This is a genomic window from Streptomyces sp. NPDC002867 (assembly GCF_053591895.1).
This window is the reverse complement of record NZ_JBSFUR010000021.1, coordinates 83,411-103,830: the sequence shown is the minus strand read 5'-3', so window position 1 is coordinate 103,830 and position 20,420 is coordinate 83,411. Positions and strand designations below refer to the sequence as shown.

The window sequence follows — 20,420 nt, the reverse complement described above, 5'->3', positions numbered from 1 at the left end:
TCCCCGGATGACCGGGTGCTGCGCGGGGCGGGAAGTGGGCACGCTGTTTCGTCAAAGGAAGTTGATGAAGGAAGCACACCCGGGAGCCGCCCCGCGCGTCACGAAGATAACAGGGGGCATAGGTACTGATCATCCGGTTTTCCGGCCGGTCATCCGTCTCTCCGGCCGGTCCTCCGCCCGCGCTTCCGTGCCGGGGACTCACCTCGTGCCCCTGTGCCGGCGAGGAACCTGCACAATGGCGCGATGATCGGCAGACGGGTCACCCATCGCATGGCGGACGGCGTCCGCGTCCCCGGTACGTGGCGTCATGCTTTCATCCGTAACGGCGACTACTTCCTCACCGACCTGTTCATCTACGCGGACGGGCTCGTCGACTGCTGGGGCCTGGTGACCCTCGACGAGTTCGAGCAGAAGCTCCGCAGCGGCTGGGTCGCCACCGAACTCCCCGAAGGCGCCCGGGCGTCGGGCCACGACCTGGCGGGCTGGACGTTCTACGAGCCGCACACCTGGCTCACCCCGGAGGTGATGCTCGCCGAGGTCCGGGACACGATCGACCAGCTCAACGGCCGCCCCGACTCGACGGACCGGTGCCTGGCGGCCGTCGACGCGTTCCTCGCCGACCGGACCGAGGAGAGGCGCGCCGACGTCCGCGCCGCGTACCACGCCATCCCGGTCACCCAGCGGATCTACGCCCTCGGCGACATGGACCGCAGAGACGAACCGCTCAAGGTCCTCGTTGCGGGACCGGGCGGACACACGGACGAGTGGCCGGACGACCCGGTGCCCCAGGAGGAGTACGACGACGCGATCGCCTTCCTCGAGGACCGGGCCCGCTGGATCGCCGAACGGCCCTCCCGCGTCCCTGCGGACGGCCCCGCGACGCCGCACGCCCCGGGCATCCACGTCCCCCACGTCTACCCGCTGAAGCCCTCGGACGCGCAGAACAAGAAGTCGCTGCGGACGGACTTCCCGGCGCCGGTCGACATCGACGGCGTCACGTATCCCTCGGCGGCGCACGCGTACTGGGCACTGTCCACCGCGGATCCCGCTGCCCGCGAGGCGATCACGACCGCCGACACCGCGGCCGCGGCGGCCCGGCTCGCCGCCGAAGCCCCGCAGCGCGACGGCTGGGAGCACGCCCGCACCGCGGTCATGCACCGCCTGCTGCGCGCCAAGTACGCCCAGCACCCCGACCTCGCCGACTTCCTGCTGTCGACCGCCGACGCGACGCTCGTCTACGCCGACGCGGACTCGGCCTTCTGGGGCGACAACGCGGGCCGCGGCCGCAACTGGGTGGGGCGCCTGCTGGAACTGATCCGCTCGGAACTGCACGCCCAGCGGGCGGGCTTGGGGTGACGGGTCCGGCGTAGTCGCCGGGGGCCGCCCCGGCACAGGTGCCGCCCGAACAGGACAGCGCACCGGCACGAAGCAGCCAGCCCCTCGTGCCTTCAGGCACTCGGCCGATACCCGTACAGACGTGGCCGCAGAGCCCTACTAAGTTGATCACTCACGTCTGCAAACGGGGAGGCAGCACAGTGAGCGGACTCACGCCTGACCTGAAGTTCATCGCCGAAGGAATGATCCGCGGCTCCATGGGACTCATCGAGTCCATGCGTGGTGCCCGCGACACCGCCATTGCCCTCGGTCACGAGCTTGCACGGCAGCACGGGATGGCCGGAGACGACGACGCAGGGCGGGCGTTCGCCAAGGTGTACGTATCGGCGGCCTCCGCCACCTTGAACCAGATGGGCTTCAGTTCCTACGTTCTCGGGGAGACAAGCCGCGGTCTCATGCGCACCGCCCGTGAGTTCATGTCCCAGGAGAGCAAGCTCGTCTCCGCCTTCCTGGGGAAACAGGTCGATCTGACCGTGGGCATGGGCGACCCGGGAGCCGACTGCACAGAGAACTACCTGGGGCTCGGTCGGGAACTGCCCGAAGTGGTCGGTGAGACCGCCTGGTACGACCAGTACGCCCCCGTGGGAAGAAGCGACCGCTTCCGGGGCTCACAGGAGAAGATCCGGGACGTCGCCGGGTCCTGGCGCCAGGCCGGCTCCCTGATGCAGCGGTTCCTGGAAGACGCGCAGACCTACTCCGGCACTGCCGGCAAGGCTCACTCCGGTGAGGCCGCCGACGCCTTCCGCGCGTACGTCAAACACTTCGTCGGCCTCACCTGCCCGCCGGCCAAGGCAGAGGCGGACGAGCCCCTGGTGACCAACCTGGTCGCCGCCTGTTCGCAGCTGGCCAAGGCGTGCGACCGGTACGCGGACCACGTCGAGGCGGCCAAGGAGAAGATCCAGCATCACCAGAACGATCTGTTCACCGTCGACATGCCCTGGGACCAGCCGATGTTCGGGGCGAACGGATACGACGGCGGGCTGCACGACGCGGTGCTCAGCGACCCCTGGATACAGGACCTGGGTAATGTGGCACACGCGCTGGACTCGTCAGCGGAGCGTGTCAGGCTGCCACAGCCCGAGGGGCCGACAGCTCCCGGCCTGCCTGGGGTTCCGTTCCTGCCGCCGCCCATCCGCATACCCATACCCGTGCCGATCAGACTGGCCTCCTTCACAGGTGCGCCTCCGGCGCTGCTGCCCGCCGTCAACCCCGTCGACCCCGGCATACCCTTCGCCGACCCGATTCCGCCCGCGCCCGGTACCAGCCGTCTGCTCACCGCCTCGGAACAGCAGCAGTTCCGTGCCTGGGCAAGCTCTCTCACACCCGGCGGACTTGCCGGCGGTGGCGGTCCGTACAGCCCGGACAACGCGTACCAACTGCGCATCGCGGGCTACCCCGAACGTGAGGTCCCGCTGGCGGGCCGAAAACGCGGCCTGATGGTCGACGGCGTACGTCCGGCCGACGGTCACCTTGTCGAGGCGAAGCACGTCCGGGACCCGGACTGCAAGAAGAAGAGCTTCCGGTCCCTCGACAGAGTCGAAGACACCTTGGCCAAGCCGGTCAAGGTGAACGACAAGGGAAAGATCGCCTGGGACCCCGTCGTGGATGCCATGTACGCCGGTGACGAGAAGGAACTCGTCCGTTACAAACAAGCCATGGCGAACCCTGCGAACAGCGAGATACGGGGCCTGGAAATAGTGACCAACGGAAGGGACAACGCCGCGTACTGGCAGTCCATGATGGCGATGACGGGTACGCCCGGCTCGACGCGATACGTGCCGTGACTCAGAGGAAAACAGTGCCGACCGAACGAAACATCCGCACCAACTTCGCCTTCTATCCGCCCCAGGGCGCCGGAGGGGCCTGGCAGTCCACGCTGCAGTCGCTGGAGCGTGCCCTGCGGCAGGCGTTCCCCGAGCCCACCATGGAGTACCGGACCTCGGGCATCCACCCCATGCGCGTGCTCGACTTCGAAGTCGAACTCGGGCCGGACGTGTGGATCGACGGCACGGCGGCCATGGAAGCGCCGGACTACGCGTACATCACGCTCACCGACGTGACCGCCGACGAGGCCGCTGTCTTCGCGCATTGGCTCCGTGACTCCTTCGCACCCGCGCCGAACCTCGTCCGTTTCTCCAGCAGTCTCGCGATGGCGAACGGGGAACAAGATCCGTGGCCCTTGCCGACGCAAGGCGGCGATGAGGCAATCAGGGCGGAGATGCACAGGCACCTCGAAGCCGTCGACGAACCGTAGCCCTGTTCGGACATGACCGGCTGCTTAGGACACGGACGCCCTGATCCGATCGGCCACAGCGACCGCCGGTCGGACATCGCCCTTCGCGCTGCCGGGATCTTCCACCCGAACAGCGATCGCGATCGTCCGGCCCTTCTTGTCCTCGGCATACGACAGGCACCATGAGGTCGGCTCGGCATCGTACGTCCGGTCCGGCTGGACCCAGCCGGTGATGCCGCCGACACCGGCAGAGGTCTCGAGCGCAGACCGCAGTTGGTCGGCGGTCCTTCGGCTGATGGCCTGGCGTCGTGGCACAGCACTGCGCCGTGGCCCCACCACAGTTCCGTCGCTGAGGACGATTCGGTCGACCATCGTGGGGGCCGTCCGTCGGCCGCCGTTGGCGATGGCCGCCATGACCTCCGCCATCCTGAGGGGTGTGGCACGCACCTCACCCCATCCGATGCCGGAAAGAGCCACTTGGTAGTCCCTGTCACCCTCCGTGGGGAAGGTGCTCGTTGCTTCCAACAGGGGCGTGTACAGGGCCTCGTCGTTGAAGCCGAAGTTCTCGGCCGTCCGGGCGAGGGTGTCATGCCCCAGTTCTACGGCCATGGCGGCGAAGACGTTGTCGCACGCGTGCCGCAGAGCGGTCCTGATCGAGGCATCAGCGCACGAGGCCGCCTCGGACGCGAGTTCGGTCGTCGTCTCGGGCAGTGTGTACGGCAGGGGCGCACGTGTCGGATCGTCGACCGACCCGTAGAGCCCCTCCTCGAGCGCGGCCGCCGCAACGACGAGGTAGAAGGTGTGGCGTGGCGGTACAGCGTCACGCACCGCCCTGTTGAGCATCGGCTTGTCGCTGTCGTCCTGCAGTTTCTTCCACGCCTCCTCGTCCGAAGTCGCGTTGCCGCTGAAGCGCGAGGGATCGTACGACGGTGTGCTGACCAGCGCCAGGATCCGGCCGGTGTCCGTATCAACAGCGACCGCGGCGCCCCTTCTGCTGCCCAGGGCCCGGGCCGCGGACTCTTGGGCTTCAGGCCTGATCGTGGTCACCACATGGCCGGAGCTGCCGCCGGCTCCGACACCCGCGGACAGTTCGTCGTTGTAGATCGCTTCAAGGCCCGTCCGGCCGTAAGCCATCGACCGATATCCGGTCACGGCGGCGTACAGCGAACCAGCCTCGTAAGTCCGCCGGTAGGGGACCTTGGGGTGCCCCGACGGCTCCGCCCCGGTGACCGGTCGGCCCGCGACGATGATGTCTCCCAATCCTTCGACGGGGCGAGGCACGTCCTGCGTAGCGCCGGGCGGCGTCTCCTTGCCCTTGGCACCGCTCCCGCCGTCGGAGTCCGCCCCCGCGGTGCAGCCCAGAGCAAGCACGGGAAGAAGTGCGTACAACGTCGCTGAGCCCGCTGCGCGTCGACTGATCGGCCTCATGGTGATCACCCTATCGAGCCGCGTACCCCCTCCTGCTGGTCGGAGGAGGTCGCCGTCGAAGGGGGCACTTGCACAAGGGGACTTCGGCGCCTGGTCACGGGACAGTCCAGGGCCGGAGCCGACGGGACGGGGCGGGACTGGACTGCACAACAGGCTGGGAATACTCACCTGGACGACGATGCCGACTTCTCGGCTCGCGGATCCGCAGGTCCTCATGAGAGGTGACTTGCCATGGCTTCTGCTCCCCTGCCCGGCTCCATCGTCCTGACCCGGATAGGCGGCCTGTCCGGAAAGTTGGTGTGGCTGCTCCAGGCCCTCAACGGAGACCTGAGCCGCTGGACGCATGTGGCGGTCGCCCTGGACGACGGCACCGTCTTCGAGGCCCAGCCCGGTGGGGCTGTCATCAGCCCCTGGTCGAAGTACGAGCACCGACAGCATGCCGTCGTCCCCTGGGAGCTGCGGAGCGACCAGCGGGACGCCGTCGTCGCCGAGGCCCGGAGCCGGGTCGGCACCGGCTACAACTGGACGACGTACTTCTACCTGGCGGCCTACCGCCTGCGGCTGCCACTGGCGACCCGCTTCCTGCGCTCGCGGGTGGCGCGTTCGGACAAGATGATCTGCTCCCAGGCGGCCGACGACATCTACCGCACCTGCGGCATCCACCTGTTCGACGACGGGCGGCTTCCCTTCGACGTGACGCCGGGAGACCTCGCCCGCCTGCTCGACGGCCGCAGATGACCACGGGACAGGGCCGCCGGGCAGAGGACGTATCCACCCGACGGCCTCGGTGCCGGTGAAGCGGCGCTCTCTACTTGGCGCCCAGCAGCTCCATCAGGCTGTTGGCCGCGTCGAGGACCGGCTGTCCGATCACGCCGACCGTCGCGGCGATGCCGGCGATGGCCAGGAGGGCGCGATTGCGGATCTGCGGCTGCGCCGTGGCATCGGCCGTGACGTCCGGGAGGGAGTCGTCGAGGACCTGGGCGCTCGCGGGCGGGAGCTTGTCGCGGAGCTCCTCGACCAGCCGGAGGAGCTCCTCGACGGCCGCCTGGACAGCGGGAGACACGGGCGGGGCGGCTGCGGCGGCCCCTTGGTTCTTGACGATGCCGGTGTTGCCGCTGCCGCCGTGCATGTTGACGTTGTCGCCGAAGAAATAGCTGTCGCCGCTCATCAGTTGGCCACCCCCACGTTTCCTGTGCCGCCGTACATGTTGACGTTGTCCCCGAAGTAGTAGTTCCTCGGGCTGATCGTGATGGTGTCCACCCTCACGTGGAACTCGGTGTCGGGATGCTCGATCGCGTACGCGATGCGCCCGACGAGGTGGTTCAGGTGCTGCGGGTCTCTGCTGGTGACCACGGCGGTGGACGGGCCGGACGTCTCCACGGCCAGTACGTAGTGGGACGGCGCCGCCAGAACGGAGATCATCTCGACCAGGGAGTAGATCAGCGTGGCCAAGGTGCCGAGCCAGACGAACGTGACGATTCCGCCGCCCGCTTCCCGGCTGGCGAAGGCGGCCATGCCGCCGAGGATCGTGAGGGCGAGCGCCACGGCGAGTGTGATGCCCAGGTTCTTCAGGAAGCGCAGGACCGCTTCCTTGCGTTTGGGGTGGAGAGTGAAGGTGTACACCCGCGCGATGTTCCGCAGGGGATAGGCGGCACCGCCCACCCACAGCAGCCGTTTGGTGACCCGTAGATCGATGCCGCCGACAAACTGTGGTGGCACCGGAGGTAAGGGCGGTGTGACTTGCGGCGTGTGCTGCGCGGGGACGTGTGGCACGCCGGGGGGCGGCGCAGAGGGCGGTGCCCCCTGAGTGGCCTCCTGCGTGGCATGCCGCGGTACGCCCTCCGGCTCGCCGGTCGACTCCGTCGTCTGCATCGGTTGTCTGTCCCCTGAGGTCCGGGCGATGTGCCTGATCACTGAGCGATGACCATTAACCACGCAGCGCGTTGTGGAGGCAAGCCGGATTCCCTCGTCAAGTGTGCGTTCTTTTGTGGAGAGTTGCCTCACCCGATCCGCGTGCCCGTCCCCGTCACCCGTACCCGCCTGTCCCCCGCGCGCAGCTCCACCGTCAGGACGCCGGGGCGGCCCATGTCCTCGCCCTGGTGGAGCGTGAGCACCGACGCTTCGGGGACAAGGCCCAGTTCACGCACGTACGCGCCGAACGCGCCCGCCGCCGCGCCCGTCGCCGGGTCCTCCACCACGCCGCCCACCGGGAACGGGTCGCGTACGTGGAAGACGCGCTCCGCCTCCCGCCACACCAGTTGCACCGTGGTCAGGTCGAGGCGGCGCATCAGGGCTTCGAGGCGGTCGAAGTCGTAGGCCAGCTCGGCCAGTCGTGCACGGGTCGCGGCGGCGAGCACGAGGTGGCGGGCGCCGGCGAAGGCGATGTGGGGCGGGATCGCCGGGTCCAGGTCGGCGGCGGGCCAGCGCAGGGCGGCCAGCGCCTCGGCCAGGTCCGCGTCGGCGATGTCCTCGCTGTGCGGCTCGACCGTGGTGAGCGTGGCCCGGAGCGTCCCGCCCTCCTCGCTCACCGTCACCGGCACGGTCCCCGCCCTCGTCGCGAACACCAGGTCCCCCGTCCCGATGCGCTCACCCAGCGCGACGGCGGTGGCGACGGTGGCGTGCCCGCAGAAGGGCACTTCGGCCCTGGGGCTGAAGTACCGGATGGTGAACGCCCGCCCGTGCTCCCCGCCGAGCCCCTGCGGCGGCGCCGTCAGGAACGCGGACTCGCTGTACCCGACCTCGGCGGCGATCGCGAGCATGGCGGCGTCGTCGAGCCCTGCCGCGTCGAGGACGACCCCTGCGGGGTTGCCTCCGGCCGGGTCGTCGGAGAAGGCGGTGTAGCGCAGGACTTCGTGCGTCGTGGTCATGATCGGCGGAACGAGGGACCGGAGAGGTTTGTTCCCGGCCGGGAGCCCGCGCCCCGGCCTCGCCCGGCGCCCAGCCCGCGGCCGCGGTCGCGGTCGCGGTCGCGGACGGCGTCGAGTTCGCCGATCGCCTCGGCTGCCTGGAGGGCCGCTACTCCACCACCACCGTCCGCTGTGCCGAGAAGTCCCCCCACCTGCCGTCCGGAAGCTTCGCGCGGAGTTTGATGCTGTAGCGGGTGCCCGGGGGGTCCGTGATCGTCATCGTGTACCTGGCTGTTCCCGCCGGTGGCTCCGCGCCCCAGACGATCGTCGTCGCCGGGCGGCCGTTCAGGTACAGCCGGTGCTCGCGCACCGGGGCGCCCGTGCGCGGGGGCGTCCAGGACAGGTCGATCGCCCCCTTGCGGGCCATGGCCTTCAGGGACGTCGGGGCCGTGGACGGGGTTCTGTCGCCCGGGGCCGGTGCGGTGGTGAGGTCGACCGGGGCGCTGTCGGGGGACGAGTTCTCGGCGGCGTCGCGGGCGCGGACCGTGAACGTGTAGACCGTGCCCGGGCGCAGGCCCGTCACGCGGGCCGTCGTACGGGTGCCCTGCACACTGTGGACGCGGGAGTCCTCCTGGTAGATGTCGTACGACGTGACACCCGTGTCGTCCGTCGACGGGGCCCAGGTCAGGGTCACGGCCCTGCTGCCGTCCACCGTGCCGCGCATCCTGCCCGGGGGCGTGGGCACGCCGCGGTCGTCCGGGGCCGCTGCCGGGGTCGTCACCGAGATCGCCGTGCTCGGGCCGGAGAGGTTCCCGGCCGCGTCGCGGGCGCGGACCGTGAAGCGGTACGCGGTCCGGGGGCTCAGGCGGTCGACGTCCACCATGTGCTTGGTGGCGGGCACCGTTCTGACCCGGGTGCCCTTCTCGTAGACCTCGTATCCGGTCACCTCCTTGTTGTCCGAGGAGGTCTCCCACATGACGTGGACGGTGGTGGCGCTGCTCGCCTGGGCGGTGACCCCGGCGGGGGTGGTGGGGCGTTCGGTGTCCGGATGGTCGCCGGCGCACGCGGCGAGCGGCAGGGCGGCGAGGCAGGCCAACGCGGCCATGGTGGGGGGACATCGCACGGTCGGGCCTCCGCGGGCGGCAGACTGACGAGCATTGGTCCAGACCTGTATGGCACACCTCCCGGCCCGCTTCAAGCCTTGCGGCGGGACGTACCTTGCCTCAGCCTCAAGGCTTTCTTATGGCTTCTTGAAGATGCGCGTCCGGCACACCATCCGGAGCCGGTCCCCCCTACGCTCTCGTGCAACCCCCCACGAATCCCGGTGGGCGCGGTCGCGCCTGCCGGGATCTTTCGTTGGACCGACCATCCTTCGAACCGTCACCGAGGTGCCTCGCATGGGTTCCCACAGAGCCGCCCGCAAGCCGTCCCGTTCCCACGCCCGGCCCAAGGGCGCACCACGGGCGCGGGGCATCGTTCTGGCCCTCGGCGCGATCACGGTCGCGGCAGGCGCAGGTGTCACCGCCTTCTCGGGCGGGGACCAGGGCAGGCAGGCGGACCGGGTGACGGCCGGCGGCACCGACACCGCGAGCGGCTCGGCCGACGAGGTCGCGGGTGGCGTCGCCACCCCTCTCGCGTCTCCCCCGGCGACCGGCAGCGCGAGCCCGTCCCCTTCGCACAGCCCGGTCCCCGCCAAGCCGGCGAAGTCCGAGAAGAGCGCGAGCCCCAGCGCATCGCCCGAGCGGTCGGCGGCGGCCGAGCGCGCGGCGAGCGGGGACAGGAGCACGCCGACGAAGACGCCCGCCACCACGGCCCGGACGAGTCGGGCGGCCGGTGACAGCGCGCCGAGCGGCCCCGAGGCGCAGGTCCTCGCGCTCGTCAACAAGGAGCGGGCCGCAGCCGGTTGCGGACCGGTCACCGCCAACGACCGGCTGACGCAGGCCGCGGACGACTACAGCGATGTCATGGCCGATTCCGGCGTGATGTCCCACACCGGGCCCGACGGCTCCACCATGACCAGCCGCGTCGAGGCGGCCGGGTACGCCTGGTCCACGCTCGGCGAGAACATAGCCCAGGGGCAGCCCGACGCCGCGTCCGTCATGGACGCGTGGATGAACAGCCCGGGCCACCGCGCCAACATCCTCAACTGCTCCTTCGAGGAGCTGGGCGTCGGCGTCCACGTCGGCGACGGCGGCCCGTGGTGGACGCAGAACTTCGGCGCGAGCCGGTAGACCGTAAGGGCGGCCCCGGCCGGGCGTACTGCCGCGCTTGCTCCCCGGGGTGTTCGCAAGGGACGCCCGGCGGCCAGTGAGCCGCCCGGCAACGACCGGATCCCACGGCGTCCCGCGCCGTCAGCGCAGGCCCGTGTCGCACCTGACCGTCACATCCGCGTACATGCCGGGACGGACGGTGACGTCGACAGCCTTGCAGAATTCCGTTCCAGGTACTTCGGCCGTCACGGTGTACTCGTCGGGGCGCACAGAGACCCGGAAGCGGCCGTCCGGCTCCGCGCGCGCCGTCGCGGCAACGTCATCCGTGGTGCGGTCGCGTACATGCACGCTCGCCTTGGTCGGTTCCCCCCGGCACTCGTCCTCGCGCTGCTCCGGGGCTCCCTCGACGGGGCACACGGGCCACAGGACGACGACACCTGCCACTCCCGACGCGGCGTCCCTCGGCCCGGTGCCGGGCCCCTGGTGCGGCGAGTCCGCGCAGGAGGCGAGTGCCGCCGGCGCCATCAGCGATGCGGTGGCGGCCACGGTCAGGACACGGGAACGCACCGTGCTCCTCCTCAAGCCCGAACCGTCCGTGCGACAGCTCGCAAACCGTTGTACACCTCCACTGTAGGAGGGCATGCGCCACACACCATGCGGGCGAAAACAAGGGCGGAGGGGCGACGCAGCGCCCCTCCCGCCTCAACGGTGGTCCGGTCTCTTGTCGCCTAGCAGTAACCGAGACGTCCGATCCTCGAACCCCACATGGACGTGCTCACGTGCCGCTCGTTCACGAGCCAGGCACGCTGGCCGACCGCACAGCCGCTGACGGCCACCGGGTCGATGGTGACCGCCGAGTAGTCGCCCCAGCGCTCGACGGGGGCCGACGACGGATTGTAGGGGCCGGTCGCCACCGCGAAGGTCACGCCCCCAGTGACGGTCGTGGAATCGGTCGCGAACCGTCCGCTGCCCTTGACCGCGGCGTGGTGGAGGCCGGAGCCCACCGCGTCGGTCGACGACCAGGTGAAGAACATGCGTCCGATGGGATTGGCCGCGGTGCCGCCGACCGGGGAGCCGACCACCGCGGGGTTGAAGTCGTCCGAGTCACCGGATTCGAAGACGAACCCGGACGCGGTCAGGGCGTTGGTGCCGGTGTTGATCTGGTACCACTTCGGCGTCGGGCGCGAACCGGCCGCGATGGTGTGGATGTTGAGGAGCTGGTTGCCGATCTGGGTGCTGGCGTTCTGGAAACGGGCGTCCGACGAGTCCAGCCGGTCGGCGAATCCGGGCTGGCGCGCGTCCGGAGGTGCGGAGAACGCCGGCACCGGCACGTTCACCGGCGCGGCGATGCTCGCGTTGCTTCGGCCAAGGCCCGTGGCCCGGAACAGCCTCAGGGCCCCGGAGGGGCTGCCCGTCAGGAGGAAGGCGTTGGCGTTGTTGTCCTCCACGATGGGAGGCGCCACCGAACCCACCGCCCCGAGGTTGAAGTACTGGAACGTGGTGGCGCGCCCGTTGTAGATGTCCGCCTTGGCGAGGCCCAGCACACGCGTGCGGAGATAGCCGGTGAGCGACGCGTTGAAGACGTTGCCCGTGATGATCACGGCGTCCTGGTCCAGGCCCAGCTGCGGGAAGTCGAAGAAGTCGGTGCCCTCCGGGAGGTCGAACCTGTAGCGGAAGTACGAGCCGGTCGGGTCGGACGTCGTGGACACGGCGACGAAGAGGTTCTGCACCGAGGGGTTGGCCGGCTCGGGAAGCGCCTCGGCGACGATGACCCATCGGTTCCACTTCTTGTCGTACACGACCCGTGGATCGAAGATCATCGTCGTCGTATAGCTGAAGAAGCTGGCGAACGACACGTTCAGCACGTTGGCGCCGTTGGCCTTGTTGAAGACGCCGATGCCCCTGCCGTTGGTGATCTCCACGAAGTGGTTCAGGCCGACGGCGCCGTGCGTGTCCGGTGGGCGGACGCCGGTGCTGCCCTGGTTCAGGCCCTCGAAGCCGAACTGGCCCGCGGGCGGCGCCAGGGGAGCGGAAGACCGTGAGCCACCGACGCTCGGACGCTTCTGCGGAGGAAGCTCTCGGGCCGTGGCACGCCGCTCTTCTGTGTCGGTGGAGAGCGGCGCAGGGGGCTGTCGTCGGTCCTCGGACTCGAGGTTTCCCCTGGGCGTCACGGCCTTCGCCGGGGGCAGCCGGATGTGGTCGGTCGCCACCACGGCGTCCCCGTGGTCCTGTGCCATGGCGCTCGGAGACGTTTTGGGCATGCCGAAGCCCAGCGTGAGTGCTGCCAGCACAAGTGGCAGGACTCGACGAACGCTTCGTCTGGTCGTCAAGATGACCCTCTTTCCCTGATGCACAGCCACAAGGCCGGTGTCGGAAATCCCGGGCCATCATGAAGAGGACGTGCAGCCGGTCGACGTACTGAAAGGCCGGGACACGCCGAACATCACCTGCTTGCCGCGCCCAACGGGAAACGGCCTCGCGGGACGCCCCGCTCCGCCGCCCACAAGCTCGCGCAGCTGCTCGACCGGCAGATCGCGGCGCTGACCGCGGGCGGCTGCCCCCGAGCCGGTGGGCGCGAGCCAGTGGGCCCGCTCCTCAGGCACCCGCCAGCGCGAACGACACCCGCACCCGCGCCCCGCCCATCGGGGCGCGGGTGATGTGCAGTTCGCCGTCGGCCGTGTGCGCCGCGCGGGCCACGATGTCCAGGCCCAGACCGGTGGAGCCGCCGACGCTCACGCCCCGGGTGAGCGCGGCCTCCGGGTCCTCGACTCCGGGGCCCGCGTCGTCCACGGTCAGCAGCACGTGGCGGTCGGTGCGCTCCACCCGTACGGCGAAGGCCGTGCCCTGCGGGGTGTGCCGGAACACGTTGCCGATGAGGGCGTCGACGACGGCGGCGAGGTCGTCCTCCGGGAAGAGCACGGGCGTCGGCCGCGGGGTGAGGAAACGTTCGCAGAGACGGTCCTGCTGCGTGGCGAGGACGGACCAGAAGTCGAGTCGCAGCGCGACCACCTCGGTCGCCTCGCACGGCCGCCCCGGTGCTCCGTGCGAGGCGGTTGTGGCGGCGAGCGGGGTGCGGGCCGCGGCGATGATCGAGTCCAGTTCGCTCTCCAGCCGGCCGACGGCCTCGGTGATCCGCCGCGCCCCCGGCGTACCGCTCATGAGGTCCGCCTCCAGGTAGAGCGCGGTCAGCGGGGTGCGCAGCCGGTGCGAGAGGTCGGCGACCATCTCCCGTTCGACGGCGAGCAGTTCGACGACACGGTCGGCCATGGTGTTGAACGCGACGCCGGCCTCCTGGAGTTCGGGCGGGCCGTCCGGTTCCACGCGTACGTCCAGGTCCCCGGAGCCCAGGGCGAGCGAGGCGCTCTTGAGCCCGCGCGAGGAGCGGACGACCCGGGCGCCGAGGCGGTCGGCGACCAGCACCGATCCGCCCACCAGACCGAGTGCGAGCAAGGACATGACGCCCCACGACGCCCCTACGCCGCGGGTGAGGTCCGCGGCCGGCACGTACGCCTCGACGACCGCGACCCGGCCGCCGGGCAGGACGACGGGCTGGAGGTAGACCCAGCCGTCGGGGATGTCCATGGCCAGGGTCTCGCGCTTCCGTACGGCGCGTTCCAGCGCCTCCTCCGGTGCGTGCGGGCTGCCGACGAACTCTCCGCCGGGGAGACGCACGGCGAGTTGGTCGCGCAGGTCCAGCTCGGCCACGGCCTGCTGCACGTCGGACCGCTTGGTGGTCAGGGCGAGGACGGGGGACAGCGCGCCCGCGCGCTGTTCGGCGGCGGTGGTGACGCGGTCTCTGGCCTGTTCGCGTACGAGGAGGGCGAGCGGGATGAGGAAGGAGAGCGCGACCATGGAGGTCACGGCGAGGGCGATGCCCGCGAGTGCTCGTCTCATGGCGAGGCGACCAGTTTGATGCCGATACCGCGCACGGTGTGCAGATAGCGCGGTTCGGAAGCCCTTTCGCCCAGTTTCCTGCGCAGTGCGGAGAGATGGACGTCCACCGTCTGGTCCTCCAGGTACGGCTGTTGCCACACCTCGGCGAGGATCCGCCGGCGGGACATGACCTGGTCCGCGTGGGCGGCGAGGTAGGCGAGCAGGTCGAACTCCCGCCGGGTCAGGTTCAGCTCGCGGCCCGCGAGGTGCGCGGTGCGGGCGAGCGGGTCGATCCTGAGGTCCGCCACCTGCACGACCGGCTGCTGGTCGCGTTCCTGCGCGGCCGGTGCGGAACGCCGCAGCACGGCGGCTATGCGGGCGGCGAGCTGGCCGCCGGAGAAGGGCTTGACCATGTAGTCGTCCGCTCCGGCGTTGAGGAGCCTGATGACCTCCGTGTCGTCGTCGCGCGCGGTGGCGACGAGGACGGGTACGCGCGATATGCCCCGGATCATGCGCAGGACGTCGAGACCGTCCAGATCGGGCAGTCCGAGGTCGAGCACGACGATGTCGGGCAGGGCCTGGGTGACTTCGCGCAGCGCCTCGAATCCCTGGTGGGCGGTGCGGACGGCGTACCCGTGCCCGGTGAGCACCTCGATCAGGGCGGCACGGATCACGGGGTCGTCCTCGACGACAAGTACGCAGGCCATGGGCAGGCACGTTAGCCGGTCCGTCACTATGGTGTCGTGTCTCGACTCCTGCGTTACCTGCTGATCTGGCTGTCGTGCACCGCGGCCAGCGTCACGGCTGTCATGATCACGATCCATTTCGTGGTGGGCTCGACCCGTCCGACCGCGCCGGTGGCGCAGTCGGCGCCGAAGGACTTCGCGGCCGCGCCGCACGCCTCGGCGTCCGCGCGCCCGAGCCCGTCGCCGAAGCCCAGGCCGAAGCCGAGCCGCACGGCGACGCCGAGTCCGTCCCCGACGACGGTGAAGCCGCGCCCGGTGACTCCTGCGCCCGCGTCCCGGACGACCACCGCGCCGCAGTCGACGGAACCGGCCGAGCCGTCAGGGGAGGGCGCGGGCAACTGGTGCCAGGAGGGCGGTTCGGGCGTGCACACGATCTCGTCGCGGGGCGGCAAGGCGACGGTGCGCTACGGCAGCGGCGGGGTGTGCCTCATCTCGGCCGTACCGAACCAGGGTTTCACCGCGAGTACGACACAGAGCGCGCCCCAGACGCTGACGGTGACCTTCGACGCGACCGGGCACCGCTCGCAGATCACCGCCACGACGGAGCCCTCGGACCGGGCGAGCGTGCGCGAGACGTCGTTCTAGGGCCGAAGCGGGCGGTCCGGCATGAGTGGTACAACGCGGGCGACACGACGCCGGCGGCCTGCGCCGGGCGGTCCCGCATGGCGACCTGCCGGCGTGGTGCGGGCCGGAATCAGCGTGCGGTGGCCGCGGTCAGCAGGCCGGGAAGCTCGCGCATGTTGTCGAAGACGACGGTGGCTGGCCCCTCCAGGCGCCAGCGGTGGCGGGGTCGGCGCCGTGTCCGCAATGCTGCCAGGCGGGCGAGGCTGGTGCGGCGGGGGCCGGTGATGTGCTCATGGCCTGGACTACGACTTTCGGGTAGTGAGGGGCTGGGGAGAGTCCGGGCGCTTGCCACGGTGTCATTGCGGCGGAGCTTGGCCGAACTGTCGGCTCGGGCCCGTCAGTCTGCGTGAATCCGGTCATCTTCCAGCCGCCGGCGGACCAGCGCAGCGTGACGGTCATGGTGAACCAGTTGGTGGTGACGGATGCTTTCGACTCCTGGCCGGTCACGCCGAACAGACCGGAGCATCACACCGCCACGGTCGCCGAGGTCCCGTCGTATGCCGTGACCGTGGTGCCCGCCGGTCGTCCTGCTGACGAACGTCCGGCCGTGGGGCGGGCGGCCCGGCAGCGTCGAGCCCTATTCGCTGGTTGAACCCCGCGGTGTAGTCCGCGTCCAGAGCACTCTGCGAGTTCGCCGCGAGGCAACTTAACGCCGGTCAAGCTCCGGGCTCGCGTCCTCTACGTCCAGCGCACCACTGGTGGAGTCTGCGGATCCTCGCGGTGGCGCGAACATCTCGATGACCATCGGAACCACCTCGTCGGGGATCCGGAAGCCCGAAGCCCACGACGGCTCTGCCTCCGAGCCATAAATGGTGTTGAGCAGGAACGGCTCCTCTCCACTGAGCAGGCCTGCGTCCTTGAGCTCCCGTGCCACCGTGCTGATCGGACGAGTGAACCCCTTGAGCTGGCGATCCTCCGCATAGCCGGCCACCTCGTAGACCGTCGCTCTGTCTACGAATCCACCGTTTCGCGCCGCTGCCAAGATCACCTTGACGCGTGAGGGCGAGCGTCCCGTCAAGCGGAGGAGGAACTCCCCCAGATTGGTCTTGGTCCAGCCGGCCTTGGGAAGATCGTCCTCCCCGTCCGCATCGCGCAACTGCTCCAAGTCGTCAACGGAGTCCCGGTCCACCTGCAGCCCTTCGAGCAGTTGCTCGGCCCAGGTGAGGAGTTCGGCGGGCGTGAGCATGTAAAGGTTTGAGCCCGCGTGTTCGCGCAGTTCCACGACAAGCTCGGCCCTTGGACGGGCTTGGATGTCCATGTCGCGTGGCTGCCACCAGTCCTTCTTGACGTCTCCGGTCACCAGCAGCACATCACCGTCGCGCTGTGCTGCTTCCTTCAGCAGCTGCACCCAGAGCAGATAGTCGCCCGCGGCCTGCTCCGGCGGCTTGTTCCTGAAGTCCTCGTAGCCCGGCGGGATTTCCTCATCGGCGCGTTTCGCCGCCTCCTGGACCGCCTTGTCGTACTCGTCCGCGGGCAGCGGCTCACCGATGCACCCGCGCAGGAGCGGTTCCAACTCGGTGAGCACTGGGTCGGTGTGCGTCTCGGCCGTGCCGGCGAGCGCGTCCCGCTCAGCTTGCCCGTCGATGACCTCGCGCAGCAGGTCCAGCGATTGAGTGAGGACTCCGAGCCCGTCATGGATCTGCTGGGTGACCTCTTCGTCCTCTTTCAGGCGGACGTCCTTCATCCACCGCTCGACGGCGTCCTGGGCCGACCTGCGCGCCTTGTCGAGCGCGGCCGACGTCTCCTTCGCCTTGGTGCTGTGGTGATGACGGACGGACTTCTGTTCACGGTTGCGCCAGAACTCGGTCAGGACCTGGTGGGGTACCCACAACCTGTCGCGCAGCTTCGTGAGCACAGCCAAAGTGTCCTGGCGCGTGCGCTCGTTGGAGCGGTAGAGGTTAAGCAGGACGTTGGTGTCGAGCACCACCATCCCTGAGATGAAGACGCGCTCGTAGTCCTCTTTGAGAGGGGTCCGATGAGCCCCGTCGCAGTCGTAGATGCCCCGCCCGCCACCGGTCGCTGTCGACTCGTCCGTGAACGCCATCTGCCAGGCTCCCCCACTTCTCCGCCCCGGCACCGAGCCCCGGAGACACGAGGGCATGGTTCCAGGCCCTGAGTTTGCGGGGGAGCTCCTTCTCGGCCAACTCTTCTACGTGACGGCTCCTACCGCCCAACAGGCGAAACGACTTCCCGCATGGTTCGGAGGCCGGGACGCGAGGCCCCGGGGGGCTGGGGTGCCACGTGGGGCAGGGGGCGCACCGCGGGCGCCGGCCCGCCCCACCTCCCATCACTTGGCAGGCGACCTGCTTCTCATTTGACCATGGCCTTCAGGTTCTCCAGGACCGCCTGGAGAATGAACGGTGGCGCGGTGGCCGCTGTCCGGGCCGCCTCCCGGTAGGTGGCCGAGTTCTTCTCCGGGAAGCCGTCACCGGAAGCGACCAGCTCCTTCTTACGAATGCCCCAGGCGGGCCATTCCTTGTCGAGAAAGGCCTCGAGATGGTCCTCGAACACGGTGTGGCTCCCGACCGCTTCGGTGGTGGGCCAAGGCGAAGGGGATGCGCCGAGATAGCTGAGAAGGTTCGAGTTCAGCAGCAGATCCTTTCGGGTCTGCTCCTCGATCTTGCGCTCCTTCTCACGCCGCTCGTCGTCGTCCTGGATGTACTGGATGCCCTGGCGGCTCCGCGCCTCCTTGCCCGAGTCCCCGTCGAAGAGCACGTAGCAGGGCACGCCGAGGGCGTTCAGGATCGCGTGGCAGAGGGCGACGTTGTTCTTACCGCCGACACTGATCACGCTGACGCCCAGCGCGCCGAGGCTCAGCTGCTCCCGCTCCGCACATCCGATCAGGACCGCCCCGTCGGTGTCTCCCTCGACCAGCACGACAGCCCGCGCGAAGAACCCCTCTGACAGCGCTCCGGCGCACTTGATGCCGGCCTGCCTCCTGATCTGTCCCTCATTCACCAGGTCGTCCGGCAGGGATCGGATCAGCTCGGCCTCGTTGATCTGCCGCACGCGCGTGACCGGATGCTCCTCTGTCCCATCGCGTCCGAGCCGTCGGATCTCATGGTAGCTGCGCGGCTCGATGAAGACGGGGTTGTGAGTCGCGTACATCACCTGGGTGCGGCCGTCCGGCGAGGACCTCACCAGGCCGCGCAGCACCTCGGCGAACGTCCGTGCCTGCGGGGGATGCTGGAACAGCTCCGGCTCCTCGACCGCCAGACACAGCGTCCGGGTCCCCGCCTCCGGCCGCCGCCGCTCGGACAGCAGCTTCAGCGCGGCAATGATCAGCGCACGTTGAAAGCCGTGGCCCTGCCGGTGCACCGAAGTCTCCGCGGCGCCGTCCTTGATGCTGACCTGGAACGACGTCTTGGCGGGCTTGGGCGTCTGCACCATCGGAGTCACCACCACCTCCCGCCCGGCGGTGAATCGCGCCACTTCCGCGGAGAGCGCGGCGGACAGATCGTCGAGCGTGGGCCCGTACACCGTTCTGTGCACGTCCAGACGCGCCTGGTGCGCGGTCTCCTCGATGGAGCCGAGCTGCTCGTTCGCCTCGGTGCGGTCCACGGCATGGTCGAGGATGCGGCCGATGGCGGACGCTTTACGGTCGTCGGCCTCCTCGTACGCACGCAGGTCCGCGGAGATGAAGACGAAGTCGATCAGCTCGGCGAGCTTGCTCTGTCCCGCGAAGCCGAAGAAGTGCGTGTCCTCGACCTCGGACTCTGTGAGCCGCTCGCGGTGCTCGCTCTCCCAGGTGGTCATCGCCTCCTGCACCGCCTTCTCGCTGCCGGCGCTGGGCAGCCCGAGGCCGGGCTCGCTGTCACGGAGGGCGTTGTACGCCTTGCGCTTGGCCATGGCACCGTCCTGACGCCGGACCTCCTCGAAGGGCGAGTAGGCCAGCGCCTTGCCGGTGATCTTGTCCTCGCCGGCCTCCCAAGTCCGCCAGACGCTCACGGTCTCCGCGCCCTGGGGCGCGTAACGGCCGAGGGCGTTGCGGTCGTGGTCGGTGAGGCCGTCGAACTCGACCTCGACGGAGATGCGCTCACCTTCGGCCGCCGAATGGACGTCGTCGGTGCTCAGAGCAACCGACTTCTCGCCGTTGAAGAACCAGTCGAGAGCCCGGAGCACGGTGGACTTGCCGACACCGGTCGGGCCAATGAAGCAGGTTATCTCGTCGAACGCCATGTCCACCTTGTGCAGGCAGCAGAAGTTCTCGACGCGAACGCGCTTGATTTTCACGGTCGTCCTGAAATGTGGTGCGGGAGCACCCCGATAGGCGCTCTGTGGCGATCAGGATGTTAGCGATCAACATGCAGATGAATCAGATGATTTTACGTCTGCCTAACAGGCTTAATTTGCACGGAATTCAGTTCCTCGAACGCCCGTATGTTCTATTCGGCGACGGTCCGGCGTGCCGCCATGCCGCGACGGTGACGACGACCGCCCGGACCCGCGCCGCACCTCCCCGACCAGTTCTCGCCGAAGAGAAGTTCACACCGCCGCGATGGCACGACGGCTCAGGGATGAGTCGGCACGGCCGAAGCAGCGACCACTACCTTCCCTGAGCTCGATCAGGGATGCATCGAATCAGGACAAGCCGCACCCCGGATCAACGGAATCGTTCATTCATTCGATAGGAGTGGGTGCCGCGGTGGCACCCCGCCGCCACACGACCACACCAGATCACGTGATCTAGGGGGAAACATCAGTACCGCACCACGATTTCGCCGTGCCCGAATATCCGCACTGGCATCGTCAAGATCAACTGACCCATTGAGGCGCGGCTGGTGCGGGCACCCTCGCCCCGCACCAGCCGCTTCGTCAGAGTGCCTTCGGCCAGAAATCCATCACGTACCGCTCCACCCTGTACGCGTCGCCCTCCGTGCGTGTCACTCTCTCGACGTCGGCACGGCCGGTACACCCGACTCGGACCCGCCACATGCCCGCCGAACCCAGGCGGATCAACTGCTGCGAGCGACCGAGAGTCGTCGTCCACACTGCGACATCGCCGGTGCAACCTGACGGCAGAACTCGGTCTTCGGCGGGACCGTACGAACCGGTCATCGCGTCG

At 69.4% G+C, this 20,420-nt stretch carries 19 protein-coding genes; 7 read left to right on the top strand and 12 right to left on the bottom strand.

The annotated features are described in order from the left end of the window. Positions 1-243 precede the first annotated feature (243 nt). From ACWD0A_RS21120 to ACWD0A_RS21110, 3 genes are all read left to right on the top strand, one after another. On the top strand, positions 244-1,356 hold the full coding sequence (locus ACWD0A_RS21120; protein WP_451300233.1) for an NADAR family protein: 1,113 nt from the start codon (positions 244-246) through the stop codon (positions 1,354-1,356). Between the two features lie 179 nt (positions 1,357-1,535). Then, positions 1,536-3,179 carry a restriction endonuclease fold toxin-2 domain-containing protein gene (locus ACWD0A_RS21115; protein ID WP_451300231.1) on the top strand — a complete coding sequence of 548 codons (1,644 nt, stop codon included), beginning with the start codon at positions 1,536-1,538 and terminating at the stop codon, positions 3,177-3,179. A 14-nt stretch (positions 3,180-3,193) separates the two neighbouring features. Next, a complete protein-coding gene (locus tag ACWD0A_RS21110; RefSeq protein WP_451300229.1) occupies positions 3,194-3,649 on the top strand; it encodes a hypothetical protein in 456 nt (151 codons plus the stop codon). 24 nt (positions 3,650-3,673) lie between these two features. Here the strand turns inward: ACWD0A_RS21110 and ACWD0A_RS21105 are convergent, their stop codons facing one another. Continuing rightward, positions 3,674-4,999 (bottom strand): penicillin-binding transpeptidase domain-containing protein, encoded by a 1,326-nt coding sequence (locus ACWD0A_RS21105; RefSeq protein ID WP_451300227.1) that lies wholly within the window; start codon positions 4,997-4,999, stop codon positions 3,674-3,676. Between the two features lie 288 nt (positions 5,000-5,287). On the opposite strand from ACWD0A_RS21105, the gene ACWD0A_RS21100 reads away from it, so the two are divergent. Continuing rightward, complete coding sequence (locus ACWD0A_RS21100) at positions 5,288-5,794, top strand: hypothetical protein (RefSeq protein WP_451300225.1); 507 nt, start codon at positions 5,288-5,290, stop codon at positions 5,792-5,794. Between the two features lie 70 nt (positions 5,795-5,864). Here ACWD0A_RS21100 and ACWD0A_RS21095 read toward each other — a convergent pair whose 3' ends face one another. The 4 genes from ACWD0A_RS21095 to ACWD0A_RS21080 form a co-directional block, all read right to left on the bottom strand. Continuing rightward, positions 5,865-6,224, bottom strand: a complete 360-nt coding sequence (locus tag ACWD0A_RS21095) for a hypothetical protein (protein ID WP_451300223.1) — start codon at positions 6,222-6,224, stop codon at positions 5,865-5,867. Beyond that, positions 6,224-6,775: a DUF6232 family protein gene (locus ACWD0A_RS21090; protein WP_451300221.1), complete on the bottom strand. Its 552-nt coding sequence runs from the start codon at positions 6,773-6,775 to the stop codon at positions 6,224-6,226. Before ACWD0A_RS21090 ends, ACWD0A_RS21095 begins: the two co-directional genes overlap by 1 nt. Positions 6,776-7,056: 281 nt before the next feature. Continuing rightward, positions 7,057-7,923, bottom strand: coding sequence for a PhzF family phenazine biosynthesis protein (locus ACWD0A_RS21085; RefSeq protein ID WP_451300219.1), 867 nt, complete (start codon positions 7,921-7,923; stop codon positions 7,057-7,059). A gap of 148 nt (positions 7,924-8,071) precedes the next feature. Continuing rightward, the gene (locus ACWD0A_RS21080) at positions 8,072-9,007 is read right to left on the bottom strand and encodes a fibronectin type III domain-containing protein (RefSeq protein ID WP_451300217.1); all 936 of its coding nucleotides are present in this window, start codon (positions 9,005-9,007) and stop codon (positions 8,072-8,074) included. A 292-nt stretch (positions 9,008-9,299) separates the two neighbouring features. Between ACWD0A_RS21080 and ACWD0A_RS21075 the strand changes: the two genes are divergently transcribed. Further along, positions 9,300-10,133, top strand: a complete 834-nt coding sequence (locus tag ACWD0A_RS21075; protein WP_451300215.1) for a CAP domain-containing protein — start codon at positions 9,300-9,302, stop codon at positions 10,131-10,133. A 120-nt stretch (positions 10,134-10,253) separates the two neighbouring features. Here ACWD0A_RS21075 and ACWD0A_RS21070 read toward each other — a convergent pair whose 3' ends face one another. The 5 genes from ACWD0A_RS21070 to ACWD0A_RS21050 all read right to left on the bottom strand — a co-directional run bounded on the left by ACWD0A_RS21070 (position 10,254) and on the right by ACWD0A_RS21050 (position 15,102). Continuing rightward, positions 10,254-10,679: a hypothetical protein gene (locus ACWD0A_RS21070; protein ID WP_451300213.1), complete on the bottom strand. Its 426-nt coding sequence runs from the start codon at positions 10,677-10,679 to the stop codon at positions 10,254-10,256. A gap of 161 nt (positions 10,680-10,840) precedes the next feature. After that, positions 10,841-12,373 (bottom strand): hypothetical protein, encoded by a 1,533-nt coding sequence (locus ACWD0A_RS21065; protein ID WP_451300211.1) that lies wholly within the window; start codon positions 12,371-12,373, stop codon positions 10,841-10,843. A 334-nt stretch (positions 12,374-12,707) separates the two neighbouring features. Further along, on the bottom strand, positions 12,708-14,006 hold the full coding sequence (locus ACWD0A_RS21060) for an ATP-binding protein (protein ID WP_451300209.1): 1,299 nt from the start codon (positions 14,004-14,006) through the stop codon (positions 12,708-12,710). Further along, positions 14,003-14,692: a response regulator transcription factor gene (locus ACWD0A_RS21055; RefSeq protein ID WP_451300207.1), complete on the bottom strand. Its 690-nt coding sequence runs from the start codon at positions 14,690-14,692 to the stop codon at positions 14,003-14,005. Before ACWD0A_RS21055 ends, ACWD0A_RS21060 begins: the two co-directional genes overlap by 4 nt. Before the next feature lie 53 nt (positions 14,693-14,745). Further along, positions 14,746-15,102: a hypothetical protein gene (locus ACWD0A_RS21050; RefSeq protein ID WP_451300205.1), complete on the bottom strand. Its 357-nt coding sequence runs from the start codon at positions 15,100-15,102 to the stop codon at positions 14,746-14,748. Between ACWD0A_RS21050 and ACWD0A_RS21045 the strand changes: the two genes are divergently transcribed. Together ACWD0A_RS21045 and ACWD0A_RS21040 are read left to right on the top strand one after the other, a co-directional pair. Further along, positions 15,095-15,316, top strand: a complete 222-nt coding sequence (locus ACWD0A_RS21045) for a hypothetical protein (protein WP_451300203.1) — start codon at positions 15,095-15,097, stop codon at positions 15,314-15,316. The two genes, ACWD0A_RS21050 and ACWD0A_RS21045, sit on opposite strands and share 8 nt — an antisense overlap. A 385-nt stretch (positions 15,317-15,701) precedes the next feature. Then, complete coding sequence (locus ACWD0A_RS21040; RefSeq protein WP_451300201.1) at positions 15,702-15,947, top strand: hypothetical protein; 246 nt, start codon at positions 15,702-15,704, stop codon at positions 15,945-15,947. 54 nt (positions 15,948-16,001) lie between these two features. On the opposite strand, the gene ACWD0A_RS21035 is transcribed toward ACWD0A_RS21040, so the two are convergent. Then, positions 16,002-17,399, bottom strand: a complete 1,398-nt coding sequence (locus ACWD0A_RS21035; protein WP_451300199.1) for a PIN-like domain-containing protein — start codon at positions 17,397-17,399, stop codon at positions 16,002-16,004. Between the two features lie 266 nt (positions 17,400-17,665). Continuing rightward, positions 17,666-19,588 (bottom strand): ATP-dependent nuclease, encoded by a 1,923-nt coding sequence (locus ACWD0A_RS21030; protein WP_451300197.1) that lies wholly within the window; start codon positions 19,586-19,588, stop codon positions 17,666-17,668. Positions 19,589-20,420 lie beyond the last annotated feature (832 nt).